General features: G+C 42.6%; 14 protein-coding genes. All 14 read left to right on the forward strand.

Translation table 11 applies throughout. The features are described from left to right. Positions 1–367: 367 nt before the first annotated feature. The 14 genes from N8M93_RS14350 to N8M93_RS14415 all read left to right on the forward strand — a co-directional run bounded on the left by N8M93_RS14350 (position 368) and on the right by N8M93_RS14415 (position 16,155). Complete coding sequence (locus tag N8M93_RS14350; RefSeq protein ID WP_261132912.1) at positions 368–628, forward strand: YlmC/YmxH family sporulation protein; 261 nt, start codon at positions 368–370, stop codon at positions 626–628. A 98-nt stretch (positions 629–726) separates the two neighbouring features. Further along, positions 727–1,608, forward strand: a complete 882-nt coding sequence (gene dpaA, locus N8M93_RS14355; protein WP_261132931.1) for a dipicolinic acid synthetase subunit A — start codon at positions 727–729, stop codon at positions 1,606–1,608. 18 nt (positions 1,609–1,626) lie between these two features. Continuing rightward, on the forward strand, positions 1,627–2,211 hold the full coding sequence (gene dpaB / locus N8M93_RS14360) for a dipicolinate synthase subunit B (protein ID WP_261132933.1): 585 nt from the start codon (positions 1,627–1,629) through the stop codon (positions 2,209–2,211). 320 nt (positions 2,212–2,531) lie between these two features. Further along, positions 2,532–3,581: an aspartate-semialdehyde dehydrogenase gene (gene asd / locus N8M93_RS14365; RefSeq protein WP_261132935.1), complete on the forward strand. Its 1,050-nt coding sequence runs from the start codon at positions 2,532–2,534 to the stop codon at positions 3,579–3,581. Between the two features lie 17 nt (positions 3,582–3,598). Further along, positions 3,599–4,825: an aspartate kinase gene (dapG, locus tag N8M93_RS14370; RefSeq protein ID WP_261132937.1), complete on the forward strand. Its 1,227-nt coding sequence runs from the start codon at positions 3,599–3,601 to the stop codon at positions 4,823–4,825. A 27-nt stretch (positions 4,826–4,852) separates the two neighbouring features. Further along, a complete protein-coding gene (gene dapA, locus N8M93_RS14375) occupies positions 4,853–5,731 on the forward strand; it encodes a 4-hydroxy-tetrahydrodipicolinate synthase (RefSeq protein ID WP_261132941.1) in 879 nt (292 codons plus the stop codon). Between the two features lie 230 nt (positions 5,732–5,961). Continuing rightward, on the forward strand, positions 5,962–6,741 hold the full coding sequence (locus N8M93_RS14380) for a ClpP family protease (RefSeq protein WP_261132943.1): 780 nt from the start codon (positions 5,962–5,964) through the stop codon (positions 6,739–6,741). After that, a complete protein-coding gene (locus N8M93_RS14385; protein WP_261132944.1) occupies positions 6,738–6,998 on the forward strand; it encodes a YlzJ-like family protein in 261 nt (86 codons plus the stop codon). The genes N8M93_RS14380 and N8M93_RS14385 overlap by 4 nt, the downstream gene beginning before the upstream one ends. A 178-nt stretch (positions 6,999–7,176) precedes the next feature. Beyond that, the gene (locus N8M93_RS14390; RefSeq protein WP_261132945.1) at positions 7,177–9,540 is read left to right on the forward strand and encodes a DNA translocase FtsK; all 2,364 of its coding nucleotides are present in this window, start codon (positions 7,177–7,179) and stop codon (positions 9,538–9,540) included. A gap of 761 nt (positions 9,541–10,301) precedes the next feature. After that, positions 10,302–11,030, forward strand: a complete 729-nt coding sequence (locus tag N8M93_RS14395; protein ID WP_261132947.1) for a GntR family transcriptional regulator — start codon at positions 10,302–10,304, stop codon at positions 11,028–11,030. A gap of 242 nt (positions 11,031–11,272) precedes the next feature. Continuing rightward, positions 11,273–12,364: a BMP family protein gene (locus N8M93_RS14400; protein WP_261132948.1), complete on the forward strand. Its 1,092-nt coding sequence runs from the start codon at positions 11,273–11,275 to the stop codon at positions 12,362–12,364. A 245-nt stretch (positions 12,365–12,609) separates the two neighbouring features. After that, on the forward strand, positions 12,610–14,136 hold the full coding sequence (locus N8M93_RS14405) for an ABC transporter ATP-binding protein (protein WP_261132950.1): 1,527 nt from the start codon (positions 12,610–12,612) through the stop codon (positions 14,134–14,136). Positions 14,137–14,142: 6 nt separating this feature from the next. Continuing rightward, entirely contained in the window at positions 14,143–15,192 is a 1,050-nt protein-coding gene (locus tag N8M93_RS14410) for an ABC transporter permease (RefSeq protein ID WP_261133061.1), read from the forward strand. Continuing rightward, entirely contained in the window at positions 15,193–16,155 is a 963-nt protein-coding gene (locus N8M93_RS14415) for an ABC transporter permease (protein ID WP_261132952.1), read from the forward strand. The last annotated feature ends 121 nt before the right edge of the window (positions 16,156–16,276 follow it).

Genomic DNA, 16,276 nt, shown 5'->3' on the forward strand with positions numbered 1-16,276 from the left:
ATTTTTTCTATTGTTTAATTATCCTTTCCAGTATCTTACAAATCAGCAGAAAGGTTTAGGGACTAAGTATCAGTGCAACAAAACAAGGCTGATTCGGGACATGAGCATCAGAAAAAAGCGAGAAGCTGTCCCAAAACGAGACGTTAAGGGACATGAGCATGAGAAAAAAACGAGAAGCTGTCCCAAAACGAGGCGATAAGGGACAGCAAGAAGTCCGAAAAGCGACAACCTGTCCTAAAACAGGTTTTATTTGCCCTACCCTGAACAAACACCTGAAGTTTCCTTCTTTTCTTCGTTTATTTGTGGTTTGACTTTTTATCCCTACATATAAATAGAATGATAAGCGAAAATAGGAGGGGATCCAAAAATGAGGTTAAGTGAAATTTTAGGAAAAGAAATCATCGATTATACAAAGGGCGAGAAACTTGGAATATTGACCTATGCTGAGTTCATCATAGATGAGAATGCGGGGTATATACATACGCTGGAAATTCCATTGACGGAATGGAACGGGTTGCGAAAAAGAAAATCAATCATACAATTTAAGTGGAATAAGATTTACCGAGTGGGTGAAGAAACAATTCTAGTGGACCCCTCAGATGCGGATGTCCAAACCGAATATAAATAATCACCATGAAAGTATTTTCTTCATATGATGTTGAAGAATCAGCACTCAAGTAGTATTATTCCTCCGTTATTAATGACGAATGAGAAAGGGGAGGAAGGATGTTAACAGGAATTAAAGCGGCGATCATTGGCGGCGATGCAAGACAGCTTGAAGTAATCAGAAAACTGACTGCATTGAACGCCAGTCTGTATTTAGTAGGATTCGATCAATTGGACCATGGATTCACTGGAGCAACAAAAATGGATTTGGATGACTTGCCTTTAGGAGAATTGGATGCATTGATCCTACCCGTCAACGGCAGTGGCCCGGATGGAGAGATTGATACGATTTTTTCGAATAAAAAAATTAAATTCACAGAGGAAATCTTACAAAAGACAAAACAATCATGTACCGTTTTTTCTGGTATAACCAATCCTTATTTGACGAAATGCACATCGAATGCGAACAAAAAACATATCAAGTTATTTGAACGTGACGATGTCGCTATCTATAATGCCATCCCTACTGTAGAAGGAACGATCATGATGGTCATCCAGCACACTGATTTTACGATCCATCAATCAGATATCATGGTATTGGGCTTTGGTCGAGTAGGATTCTCAGTAGCGCGGACATTTGCTAATCTTGGTGCCAATGTATCTGTCGGTGCACGAAGATCTGAACATATCGCTCGAATCACTGAAATGGGCTTCAAGCCATTTTATCTCGATCAATTGGAAAATGAAGTAGAGTCGATCGATGTTTGCATCAATACAATCCCTGCACCAATCATCACTTCCAATGTCATTTCAAAAATGCCATCTCATACTTTGATCATCGACCTTGCTTCCAAGCCTGGAGGTACGGATTTTCGTTTTGCTGAAAAGAGAGGGATCAAAGCATTGCTAGCTCCTGGATTACCGGGTATCGTCGCTCCGAAGACAGCCGGTAAGATCATTGCGAACGTATTGACACAACTACTTATGGATGAAAGCAATTGAGGGGAAGGGGCAAGGAGAATGAAACTGGAAGGTAAACATATCGGATTTGGTTTGACAGGTTCGCACTGTACCTATGATGCAGTCGTTCCTCAAATCCAAAAGCTTGTTGACTCAGGCGCCAATGTCACACCTTTTGTTACGTTTACAGTTCAGAACACGACAACTAGATTCGGAGAGGGAGAAGATTGGATCAAGAAGATTGAAGAAATCACAGGTAATGAAGCAGTTGACTCGATTGTGAAAGCTGAACCATTCGGTCCTAAAACGCCTCTCGACTGTATGGTCATCGCGCCATTGACAGGAAATTCGATCAGTAAATTTGCAAATGCCATGACAGATTCACCTGTGTTGATGGCTGCAAAAGCTACCATGAGGAATTTGAACCCTGTAGTATTAGGTATATCAACTAATGATGGACTCGGTCTCAATGGTGTGAATATCATGAGGTTGATGGCTGCAAAGAACATCTATTTCATTCCATATGGCCAGGACTCACCACAAAATAAACCGAATTCATTGGTAGCACATATGGAGTTATTGCCTGAAACTATAGTGGCTGCATTGGATGGTCGACAATTACAACCCGTTTTACGAATATATTAACGAATCGCCACGACTGAAAGTGATGCTGGAAATTACTACAAAAGTACACATTTTTGGTGAAGAATGCTTACCTCTACAATCAATGATATGGTAAAATAAATGACAATATGACCAGAGATACAGGAGAAACCATGTTGTTTCTCCTTCTATCTTTTTTAAATAACTATGTCGCTTAGCTTTATTTCGCTGTTCATGTTATGTTTTTACTGTATACACGCATTAAAGACGTTTTTGATTAGTGGACGGTAACAAATCTTTGGACATAGTTTACAAAATACAATAGGTAATGAGAAAGAGAAATTATGAGGAGGGACATACCAATGAAATCTAACAATGGTTATCACATTGCAGTTGTTGGGGCTACGGGAGCAGTAGGTCAGCAAATGCTCAAAACATTAGAAAAAAGAAACTTCCCGATCGCTTCTCTGAAATTATTGGCTAGTAAGCGTTCTGCAGGAAAGAAGCTCGATTTCAAAGGTGAAGAGTTCACAATTGAAGAAGCGACTCCAGATGCGTTTGAAGGTGTACAGATCGCTCTATTTTCTGCTGGTGGCTCGATATCGAAAGAACTGGCGCCTGAAGCAGCGAAACGAGGGGCTATAGTCGTTGATAACACAAGTGCTTTCCGGATGGATCCAAATACTCCGTTGGTCGTACCTGAAGTGAATGAAAATGCACTTAACAACCATAACGGAATCATTGCGAACCCGAACTGTTCAACGATCCAGATGGTCGTCGCCCTTGAACCGATCCGTAAGAAATATGGATTGAATAAAGTGATTGTCTCCACTTATCAGGCTGTTTCTGGTGCTGGTGCACAAGCAATCAATGAACTGAATGAACAAACACGCGCAATCATCGATGACGAAGAATTCACACCAGAAGTTTTGCCGGTTGCAGGGGATGAAAAGCATTACCAAATCGCATTCAATGCGGTTCCGCAAATTGACAAATTCCAGGAAAACGGGTTTACTTTTGAAGAAATGAAAATGATCAATGAAACGAAGAAAATCATGAGTATGCAGGAGCTGGAAGTTGCAGCTACATGCGTTCGTCTACCGGTAGAAACAGGACACTCAGAGTCTGTCTATCTTGAAATTGACGACGACAACGTAACTGTAGATGAATTGAAAGCATTATTAGCTGAAGCACCGGGGATTTTGCTTCAGGATGATCCTTCACAGCAACTTTATCCGATGCCGGCGGATTGCGTAGGAAAAGATGATGTGTTCGTGGGGCGTATCCGTAAGGATCTTGATCGTCCAAACGGCTTCCATATGTGGGTCGTTTCTGATAATCTCTTAAAGGGTGCAGCATTGAATTCCGTACAAATTGCTGAAAGTCTCGTAAAGCTGAATTTGTTGAAATGAACGAGAGAGGTGCATCAATGAATATCGTCGTGCAAAAATTCGGCGGAACATCTCTAAAATCAGATGATGGACGTAATCACGCCGTTCAACATGTATGCAATGCTGTTAATGAGGGAAAAAAAGTCGTAGTCGTCGTTTCAGCCATGGGACGTAAAGGCGATCCTTATGCGACAGACACGCTATTAAGCTTGATAACCGGAAATCCTACTTCAATCAGTCCAAAGGAAACTGACCTTCTCATGTCATGTGGAGAGGTCATTTCATCTGTCGTCTTCTCCAACCTACTGAAGCAGAAGCACCTTCGTTCATTGGCTTTTACTGGTGCAAAAGCAGGTTTTAAAACGAATACTGAGCATACTAATGCGAAGATCGTGGAGATGGATTGTAAGAATATTATCCATGCACTTGAAGAAATGGATGTCGTGGTAGTAGCCGGGTTTCAGGGTCAGTCGAGTGATGGAGAGGTGACGACGCTTGGAAGAGGTGGCAGTGACACCTCTGCAGCAGCCCTGGGCGCTGCTTTGAATGCTGAATTCATCGATATTTTCACTGACGTTGAAGGGGTTATGACTGCAGACCCTCGTATCGTAGAGGATGCACGCCCACTTAATGTTGTAACATATAATGAAATATGTAACATGGCTTATCAAGGAGCAAAAGTCATTCACCCTCGAGCAGTAGAAATCGCGATGCAAGCAAAAGTGCCGATCAGGATCCGTTCCACATATTCCGATCATGAAGGCACACTGGTTACATCAGCAGCTGGCGGTGGAGCTGGAAGGGATATCGAGGACCGCTTGATCACCGGGATCGCCCATGTATCAAACGTTACTCAAATCAAGGTCCTTGCTCCTGATGGAGATTACGATTTCCAATCAAAGATATTCAAAGCTATGGCTGAGGAACAAATCAGTGTTGACTTCATCAATATAAGTCCACGTGGAGTGATCTATACGATCAACTCGGCTTTAACGGATGCAGCGGTGAAAATTTTGAATAAGTTGGGCTATGAAGCAGATATCCAACGGAATTGTGCAAAAGTATCTGCTGTAGGTGCAGGAATCGCAGGTGTGCCTGGGGTAACGGCGAAAATAGTCGGAGCTCTCTCAGAACAAGGTATCAATATCCTGCAATCGGCTGACTCCCATACGACGATTTGGGTGCTTGTACGGGAAGAGGATATGATCAACGCTGTCAATGCGCTCCATCGAGTGTTCAAGCTTGAGAGAGGCGATCATATCTGAGGCAGTATTAAGGAGGAGTATAGTAAGATGGACTTTGGAAAAGTATTGACCGCTATGGTCACGCCATTCGACCATAAAGGAAACATCGATTTTACACGAACTACCAAATTGGTCGAATATTTAATTAAAAACGGATCGGATGGACTGGTGATTGCCGGGACGACGGGAGAATCCCCTACCTTGACAAAAGAAGAGAAGGTAGCTCTTTTCAAGCATGTAGTAAAAGTCGTCGGAAAACGTGTGCCTGTCATCGCCGGGACTGGAAGCAACAACACACACGCTTCGATCGAACTTACAAAACAGGCTGAAGAAGTCGGTGTTGACGGGATCATGCTAGTAGCACCATACTACAATAAACCGAACCAACAAGGACTTTACTTACATTTTAAAACAATTGCAGAAGCCACATCGCTGCCAATCATGCTATATAACATTCCAGGCAGATCTGTCATCAACATGTCAGTGGATACCATCGTAAGGTTGTCTGAAATCGAAAACATCGTATGTGTGAAGGAAGCCAGTGGGGACCTGGATCAGATGACAGAAATCATTTCAAAAACAAGTGATGATTTCGCATTATATAGTGGTGATGACGGCCTTACGTTACCTGTAATGGCTATTGGTGGAAATGGCATCGTTTCTGTAGCTTCTCATGTAGTAGGAAACGATATGCAAAAAATGATCGCTGCTTTCCAGTCTGGAAACAATAAAGAAGCTGCTGGTCTACATGGTAAACTTTTGCCGATCATGAAAGAAATGTTCGCTGCTCCAAGCCCGACACCTGTCAAGACGGCATTGCAAATTTCCGGAGTTGATGTTGGGGGCGTAAGACTTCCTTTGGTTCCATTGTCGGAACAGGAGCGAGTCCGATTGACATCTTTATTGAACAATTATCATACCGTATGAAACTTATAGAAAAAGGTTGGCCCTAGTGGTCAGCTTTTTTTATTGGTGCATACTTCAAAATTGGCGGTGCAAATTTCATATTTAACGATGCAAATATGTCATTTATCGGTGATTTGTCCATAATGAACTTTAATAATCGTATGGTCAGAAGTTCTCGTTTCATGATGGATAGAATGATTCCGAATTAGACAATACTAAAGGGAAAGTAATTGTTGTGAAAGGAGTCCGTCATGAACGAGCAGCAGAATGCGAACAACGATGAAGTCACACCAACTCAACCAACACAACCTCAAAAACCGAATAAACAAGATCAGGACAAAGAAAACTCATCGTCGCTGATCAATAAAATCCAGCAGATGGGACAGACGAATGTACCACAGATGGAGCAATCCAATATCCATTGTATGACGATTGTCGGGCAAATCGAGGGCCATGTCCAGCTTCCGCCCAATAATAAGACAACAAAGTATGAGCACATGATCCCTCAAATTGTGGCAATAGAACAGAACCCCAAAATCGAAGGTCTATTAGTAATCCTCAATACAGTGGGAGGAGATGTTGAAGCAGGTTTAGCGATTGCAGAAATGATTGCCTCTTTATCAAAACCGAAAGTTTGTCTTGTCCTTGGTGGTGGTCACTCAATTGGTGTTCCAATCGCGGTGGCAGGGGATTATTCTTTCATTGCCGAAACTGCTACGATGACGATCCATCCTGTCCGACTGACTGGATTAGTGATCGGTGTCCCCCAAACATTCGAGTATCTGGATAAAATGCAGGAAAGGGTAATCAGTTTTGTTCTGAGACACTCGAACATTGCAGAGGAGAAGTTCAAAGAATTGATGTTATCGAAAGGAAATCTTACCCGTGATATCGGAACGAATGTAGTAGGGGACGATGCTGTAGCATATGGATTGATTGATGAAGTTGGTGGCCTTGGAAAAGCAATGAAGAAATTGAATGAGCTTATTACAGCTGAAAAACCTGAAGAAGAACAGGATCTGGTCCAATGATTTTATATACCTCAATGCCTAATGAACTTGTTTTCAATACAGCCAATGAAGATTATGAAAAACATGCGATGATCGAAATGAATGGAGTTTCGATGATGGTTGAGCATCTAGATGGGAATCAATGCAGGATTGTCAATCTTTTAAGCACCGATCCTAATCATTATCTTAATCCAAATTTCCAGCCGGGCACGATTTTAAAGAAGAGCTACAACTATGATCAAAGTACATCTAGTTCACAGAATTCCAGTATGATATAATAACACTACTTATAGTGGGTTGACCCTTAAGTGTCCGACTCGTTTAACACGGTATCCAGTCATTGAAGTGTTAACACAGTCCCGCTTTAACAGGGTCAGCCCTTTTGCAATACATAAGTAAATGTGTATCACCAAATACATACATCCAGACAGAGTAAATCGCATGAGAGGTGAAAAAATGGCAAAAAGGAAAAAAAAGAATAAAAAGTCGTCAGGTTGGAAATCGCAGCTGTCTTTTGAAGTTTTCGGCCTACTATTACTTGCAATGACGTTGATTGCAGCGGCGGAATTCGGCAGGGTGGGGAATATATTTGCTGGATTGTTCCGTTTATCAGGCGGGGAATGGTATGGGATCTTGCTTTTAGGAGTTTTTGTCCTCTCCATTTATATCATTTGGAAGCGGGCATGGCCAAACTTTTTTACTCGCCGGTTAAGCGGTGTTTACTTGTTCGTTCTCGGTTTATTATTGCAAAGCCATGTTAAGCTTTTCGACCTTTTATCTCGAAATGGCGAATGGGAAAATCCTTCTGTCATCCAGAATACTTGGGAATTGTTTTTGCGATACCAGGGATCTGATCCAGGAACCTACGATTTAGGGGGCGGAATGATCGGAGCTTTTGGTTTCGCGTTCACTTATGTCTTGTTTGCACCTGAAGGGACCCAGGTCATCATCTTCTTCATGTGGATCATCTCGATCTTGCTAATCACAGGATTGTCCATGAATGACATTCTTGCTAAAGTCTTGGTACCATTAAAGAACTTCATCATGAATACATATAGTGAGTGGAAGGATCATTTTCAGAGCAAGCGGGATCAGAAGCAAGAAGCACGTAAGAAGGAACGGAAGACGAGGGGCAAACGGACAACCAAGGATAAAAAAGAAGCCGATGATCAGAAAGAGTTTGAAGAGGAAAACTACTCTGAACCGATAATTGAAGATTTCACTGAAAACAGTTATCAGGAAGCATTCGAGTTCGAAGAGTTGAAACAAAAGGAATTGCAAAAGGATCATGCTGAAAAGGGAAACAAAAAACCATCCCAACCTGCTAGCAACTCCAGTATGGATTCTGGCGAAGTCACTTCTGGATTTTCCGTTGCAGAAGTGGAAAATGAATCCTATGAGCTCCCTTCTTATGATTTGCTGAGCAGACCAGTTAAATCCGGCCAACATCGGGAAAGACAACACGTATCGGAGAACACGAGAAAGCTGGAACGAACGTTTGAAAGCTTCGGGGTAAAAGCGAAGGTAGTCAAAGTCCATTTGGGTCCTGCTGTAACAAAATATGAAGTTCAGCCGGCCATTGGTGTGAAGGTAAGTAAAATCGTTAATTTGACAGACGACCTAGCATTGGCGCTTGCAGCAAAAGATTTGCGGATTGAAGCACCGATTCCAGGAAGATCGGCAATCGGAATCGAAGTGCCGAATCAGGAAGTGGCGATGGTCTCATTAAGAGAAGTCGTGGATACAAAACGCAACGATCTAAATGCAAAGCTTAGTATCGGTTTAGGGCGTGATATTTCTGGAGAACCGATCCTCGCTGACCTGAGCAAAATGCCTCACTTGTTGATTGCGGGGGCGACAGGCAGCGGTAAAAGTGTATGTGTGAATGGAATCATAACAAGTATTTTGTTGAAAGCGAAACCGCATGAAGTGAAAATGATGATGATCGATCCGAAAATGGTCGAATTGAATGTCTATAATGGCATTCCTCATCTGCTTGCTCCAGTTGTGACTGAACCGAAAAAAGCTGCACAAGCATTGAAGCGGGTCGTCAATGAAATGGAACGTCGATATGAATTGTTTTCACATAGCGGGACAAGGAACATTGAAGGCTATAACAATGTGATCAAAAAACAAAATGAGGAATCTGATGCTAAACAGGCTTTACTGCCATATATCGTCGTCATCGTAGATGAACTCGCTGATCTGATGATGGTCGCTTCGGGTGACGTTGAAGATGCGATTACCAGGCTTGCCCAAATGGCACGTGCTGCCGGAATACACTTGATCATCGCTACTCAAAGGCCTTCAGTTGATGTCATCACGGGTGTCATCAAAGCGAACATTCCATCAAGGATCGCATTCAGCGTTTCATCCTCAACAGATTCCCGAACCATCCTCGACATGGGAGGGGCTGAAAAACTTCTTGGGAAAGGTGATATGCTTTATTTCCCGATCGGCTCGAACAAACCGACACGTGTACAAGGTGCATTTTTATCTGATGAAGAAGTGCAACAAGTAGTCGATTTCGTCATTGGACAGCAAAAAGCGAAGTATCAGGAAGAAATGATCCCGACCGATGAACCTGATCAGAAGGTAGAAGAAGTTGAAGATGAACTTTTTGATGATGCAGTGAATTTGATCGTCGATATGCAAACTGCATCAGTTTCCATGCTCCAAAGGCGGTTCCGGATTGGATACACAAGAGCTGCAAGACTGATTGATGCAATGGAGGCAAGAGGTATTGTCGGTCCCTATGAAGGAAGTAAACCGAGGGAGGTCCTCATTTCAAGTATAGATCAGGATGCCTCATCCAGTTAAAGAACATGAGCAATGATAAGTGTCTGACGCTCTGTATTCCGGTGTGTCAGGCACTTTTCTTTATGTTTTTTACTGGCCGTATGATTTGAATCCAGCTCAAAGAAATTAATGTAAATGTCATTTTGTTGATGCTTTGATTATGGCTCTTTTCTAAAAGAGTGTTGTTTTTGTGTCATTTTAAAAAAACACTTTGTGCAAGTTGATTGAAGAGCAAGGTGCGAGACTCTCGAAAATGAAAATCGCATTTTCTTCGTGCGATGTAACGCTGCCGAAGCTTTCCTTGTCCTGCGGGATCAGCGTGCCTACTACCTGAATAATCTCCTCGCAAGGGATGCGACGAGGAAGCTCGCTTCGACAGGACTTTCTTGTAGACGCAGGAGCACAAATGCTTCCTTGAAAAGGAGACTCCTGAGGTCGCAAGGCGACGAGTGGGCTCACCGCACGCCCCGTGGAAAGCGAGCATCCTGGAGCGTAAATCAACGACTTTTAAAGAAAACTTGGCGAGACCAAGCCTTTTGTAGGTCGAGCCTTAGTTGCCCTTATACTGAAGAAAGTATTTATACTTTCTTTAAGTGCAAGAGCAACAAAGTTTGTGAATACAGCCTTTATTAACAATTAGCATGTCAGATTTGAAATATTGTCGTAACATTTTTATATATAATGTAAAAATAGTATTTATTTATTGATGTAAAAATGATATAGTATTGTCGAATATTGTTAAATAAACAGAATAGAATGCAATACACTTGGGGTGAAGACGTGTGACCATTAAAACGGACCATCGTCTATTATATTTACAAGTAATAGATCGATTGAAGAAAGATATTGAAGCAGGGGTTTATCAGGAAGGGGAAAGACTTCCGAGCGAGTTTGAATTATCCAAGCTGTTAGGTATCAGCCGCGCAACACTTAGAGAAGCGCTGCGAATCCTAGAAGATGAGAATATCGTCGTCAGAAGGCATGGTGTAGGGACTTTTGTACGGACTCGACCCGTTTTCTCATCTGGTATTGAAGAGCTCTTCAGTCTTACTGAGATGATTGAACGAGGTGAACAGAAACCAGGCACAATATTCCTGTCATCAGATACGAGAGAAGCGATGGACGAGGAAGTTCAGAGGTTCAACCTTGAAGCTACTGATGAACTTGTAATTGTGGAACGTGTTCGGACAGCGGATGGACAACCTGTCATTTATTGTCTTGATCAGGTCCCTGCGAAATTGATGCCATCCAATTATAAATCGATGGAAGAAGAATCACTGTTCAACTTGCTAGAAAAAGAGTCTAATAGCCGAGTATTGTATGCGGTTACTCATATCGAACCTTTAGGATATCACGAAAAAGTTTCGGACGTACTGGAATGCCCACCCGAATCATCCCTGCTCGTATTGAAGCAAATGCATTACGATCAGAATGATGTTCCAGTGTTGTATTCGGTGAATTATTTTAGGGCGGATAAGTTTGATTTCCACGTTGTCAGACGTCGGGTGTGATAGGAAGTCCAAGATGGCACCGGATGATAAACTGCGAATTTCCGACGCATTTAGTAAAACCTGTACCTGCGTCTATAAGTGTATCTGTCGAATTCAGATTCCCGGCACTTATTCTGACTTACAGGACATAGTTCCAGTGTTCTCATAGCTTTTAAGGAGGTGGTCAAGGGGGTTGTTTGAAAGCGCTTAGCTTTTCGAAATTTATGAAACTTTGATAATACACTAAGGGGGAAATGTACGGAATGAAAAAGCGTTATGGGTTATTGATGTCTATGGTTTTAGCGGCTGGAACATTACTTTCGGCTTGCGGCAGTGATGAAGCTGCCTCAGGGGATAAGAAAGATGACGGCTTTAAAGTCGCAATGGTAACAGACACTGGCGGAGTAGACGATAAGTCGTTCAACCAATCTGCTTGGGAAGGCCTTGAAGCATTTGGTGATGAAAACGACCTGGAAGAGAAAAAAGGATACAAATACTTGCAATCAGAAAAACAAAGTGACTACCGTCCGAACTTGAACAACTTGGTCCGTCAAAATTATGATTTGATTTACGGAATCGGCTTCTTGATGCAAGAAGACATTCAAAAAGTCGCACAACAACAAAAGGATGCACAATTTGCACTTGTCGATAGCGTAGCTGTTGATGAAGATGGAAATCCGCTTGAAAATGTAGCAAGTATCACGTTTAAAGAGCATCAAGGATCCTTCCTCGTTGGATTGGTAGCTGGATTGCAAACGAAAACGAATAAAGTCGGGTTCATCGGCGGTGTAGAAAGTGAACTTATTTCTAAATTTGAGAATGGTTTCCTTGCGGGCGTTTTGACTGCAAATCCGAATGCTGAAGTACTCACTCAATATGCTGGGGATTTCAACGACGCTGCTAAAGGTGCCACGATTGCTTCAGCTTTATATGGTAAAGATGTAGACGTTATTTATCATGCAGCAGGAGGAACTGGTGCAGGGGTGTTCACCGAAGCAATCAACCGTAAGAAGAACGGTGAAGATGTATGGGTGATCGGAGTCGACCGTGACCAATTCGAAGAAGGAATCTATGACAAAGCGAACAACAAAAGTGTAACCCTTACTTCCATGGTAAAACGTGTAGACACAGCTGTATTTGAAGTTTCTTCTCAAACGAAAGATGGAAACTTCCCGGGTGGGAAAATCGTCGAATTCGGTCTTGAAGAAAATGGAGTAGGTATCGCTCCAACAGAAGATAACGTTACAGAAGAGTCACTGAATATGGTTAAAGAATATAAAGAGAAAATCGTTGCAGGTGAAATTGAAGTACCTAAGACAGAGGAAGAATACGAAGCATTCAAAAGCGAAAAGTAATCTATAGCTCTATACAGAGGGGTTGACCCATCATTCTTTGAGTCAACCCCTTTATTTATGCAATTGAACAGTTTGCCATTCTTTTGATGATCGACTCATCCAGAATACCCTTGTGTTCTTGAGTGTACCAAAGGTATGTCAGATACTTACCAGACTCCCTTGTTACACTTAAGAGCCTTTTGAGGATATAAGAAAGATGCTGTTCAGCCTTTGCAAACGCAACAACATAGTAGGAGTGATGACAGTTGGAATACGTCATTGAAATGCGGGACATCCGCAAAGAGTTTCCTGGCATAGTAGCCAATGACAACATAACATTACAGGTTCAAAAGGGTGAAATCCATGCATTGTTAGGAGAAAACGGTGCAGGGAAATCAACATTGATGAACGTACTGTTCGGCCTGTATCAGCCCGAAAAAGGTGAAATACGTGTACGCGGTGAAAAGGTGGAGATCACAGATCCGAACATCGCAAACAATTTGGGGATCGGTATGGTCCATCAGCATTTTATGCTCGTAGAAAACTTTACTGTTACTGAGAATATCGTCCTTGGACAAGAACCGAAACGGCGCGCACAGGTCGATATCAAATCAGCAGCAAAGAAGGTAGAAGAAATATCCAGACAATATGGATTACGAGTAGATCCATATGCCAAAATCGAGGATATTTCCGTAGGGATGCAACAGCGTGTGGAGATTTTAAAAACGTTATACCGTGGTGCGGAAATTCTGATCTTTGATGAACCGACAGCTGTGTTGACACCTCAGGAAATAAAAGAGTTGACCCAAATCATGAAACGTCTGATTGCTGAAGGGAAATCAATCATTCTGATCACCCATAAGTTGAAGGAGATTATGGAAGTTTGTGATCGTTGTACGGTCATCCGCCGGGGTAAAGGAATCGGTACTGTGAATGTAGCAGATACGAATCGTGAAGAATTAGCTTCGATGATGGTTGGACGCAATGTATCGTTCACCACGAAGAAAGAAAAAGGAAATCCTCAACACGACGTTCTTGAGATAAAAAGCCTTGTAGTGAAAGATACTCGAGGAGTACCAGCTGTCAACGGTTTGGATTTGACCATTCGCGCAGGGGAAATCATTGGAATTGCTGGTGTAGATGGCAACGGTCAAACGGAATTGATTGAAGCGATTACAGGCTTGCGTAAAGCAGACAGTGGAGAGATTCGGTTGAATGGTAAAGAAATAACCAATCTCAAACCACGTAAGGTCACTGAATCAGGGATTGGCCATATACCTCAGGACCGTCACAAACACGGTCTGGTTCTTGATTTTTCTATCGGTGAAAATATCGTGTTGCAAACCTACTATCAAAAACCATATTCCAAATACAAACAACTGAAAGCAACAGAAATTTTCAAAAAAGCAGAACAGTTGATTGAGCAGTTCGATGTACGGACGCCGAGTGTATATACCCAGGCGAGGGCTTTATCCGGTGGAAATCAACAAAAAGCGATCATCGCTCGTGAAGTGGATCGTAGCCCTGATCTCCTTATTGCCGCACAGCCGACACGGGGACTGGACGTTGGAGCGATTGAATTCATCCATTCCAAGCTTATTGAAGAAAGAGATGCCAATAAAGCTGTATTGCTCATTTCATTTGAACTTGAAGAAATCAGGAATGTTAGTGATCGGATCGCTGTCATATATGAAGGGAAAATCATAGCCATCGTCGATCCGGAAGAGGTCACAGAACAAGATTTAGGATTACTTATGGCTGGATCGACACAGACAGTGAAGGAGGAGAAGTAAGTGAAACTGCAAAAAATACTATTCAAACTCAGTGTTCCTATCATTGCAGTTGCACTGGGTCTTCTCGTCGGTGGAATCATCATGGTTACAAGTGGATTTGATCCACTGCTGGCATACTCCTCTCTGTTCAGTGTCATTTTCACAGATCCATATTATATCGGAGAAACAGTCAGACAGATGTCACCGTTGATTTTATCAGGAATTGCTGTCGCATTCGCTTTCAGAACCGGCTTGTTTAACATCGGTGTAGAAGGTCAGCTATTAGTAGGATGGCTCGCTTCCGTTTATGTTGGAATCGCAGTTGAAGGGGTACCTGCATTCATCCATATTCCGCTCGCTATCATTGCGGCAGCAGTTGCTGGGGCGTTATGGGGACTTGTACCTGGGTTTTTGAAAGCAAGATTCAGAGTTCATGAAGTCATCACCACGATCATGATGAACTATGTAGCTTTACATGTCACTAACGCAATCATTCGAACTCATTTGTTAGCGCCAGGAGAACGGACTGAAGATATCCAATCTTCAGCTTCATTATCATCACTGTTCTTACAAGAAATAACGGATTTTTCGAGGTTACACTATGGAATCATCGTGGCCATATTGGCTGCGATATTGATGTGGTACTTGTTATGGAAGACGACGACTGGATACGAACTGCGTGCAGTCGGATTCAACCAGCATGCTTCTGACTATGCAGGAATCAATGTTTCGAAGAACATCATCTTATCCATGTGCATTTCAGGTGGATTTGCTGGTGTTGCAGGTGCCATGGAAGGTCTTGGTACGTATCAATATATGACAATTAATGCTGCCTTTACTGGTGTCGGGTTTGATGGAATCGCTGTAGCGCTTCTTGGAGCAAATAGTGCGATTGGAATCATCCTTGCCGCGGCTCTTTTCGGAGGATTGAAAATCGGAGCATTGAATATGCAGGCGATGGCGCAAGTCCCTCCTGAATTGATCACAATTGTCATTTCACTGATCATCTTTTTCGTAGCTTCAAGCTATCTTGTCTACTGGCTGCGGAACCGGATTAACAGAAGGGGGAAAATCTAGATGGATCTCATGCAGATATTACAAATCATCATACCCACAGCCATCTTTGCTGCCGCCCCTTTGATTCTGACTGCACTTGGTGGAGTTTTCAGTGAACGATCCGGAGTTGTCAATATCGGTTTGGAAGGGCTCATGATGATGGGAGCGTTTGTCGGAGCCGTTTTCACGTTCTATGGAGAGACATGGGGGTTTGGTAGTGCGTCACCTTGGTTCTCTTTCCTGGTCGCAATCGTAATTGGAGCGATTTTCTCACTGTTGCACGCAGTTGCAAGCATTTCGTTCCGTGCTGACCAGGTCGTCAGCGGCGTAGCTTTGAATTTTTTAGCAGCTGGTTTGACGCTTTTCCTAGTAAAGAAAATCTTTGATGCTGGTCAAACACCATATTTGAACGAACGGATTTTCAAGTCGGATATTCCGATACTTTCTGATATCCCTTTTATCGGTCCATTACTTTTCGGGGATGCTTATATAACCTCATTCTTAGCTGTGGCACTGGCTTTCGTTGTCTGGTTCGTCGTGTTTAAAACACCATTCGGCCTTCGTCTACGTGCGGTCGGCGAACATCCGATGGCTGCAGATACAATGGGAATCAATGTAACGAAAATGCGTTACATTGCAGTTATGCTGAGTGGTGCTTTCGCAGGGCTTGGTGGTGCGGTTTACGCAACCTCCATTAGTGGGAACTTCACACACTCTACGATCGCAGGGCAAGGATTCATGGCCCTTGCAGCTATGATCTTTGGAAAGTGGCACCCGCTTGGCGCATTAGGTGCAGCATTGTTCTTCGGGTTTGCCCAATCATTGAGCATTACCGGGCAACAAATACCATTGCTGAAAGAAATACCACACGTCATTTTGCTCATTTCACCATATGTGCTGACAATACTTGCGCTAGCAGGTTTCGTTGGCCGTGCAGACGCACCTAAAGCAATCGGAAAACCATACGAAAAAGGAAAACGATAACGAATAGAGAACTTCTCATAGTATGAGGAGTTCTTTTTTAGGATTGCAATGAAATATTTTTGATTTTGGCTCTTTTCTATAAGTTTGTTGCTTTTGAGTCATTTTTAAAAATTACTTTGTG

Source organism: Bacillus sp. Marseille-Q3570, assembly GCF_946151055.1.
Classification (GTDB): Bacteria; Bacillota; Bacilli; order Bacillales; family Fictibacillaceae; genus Pseudalkalibacillus.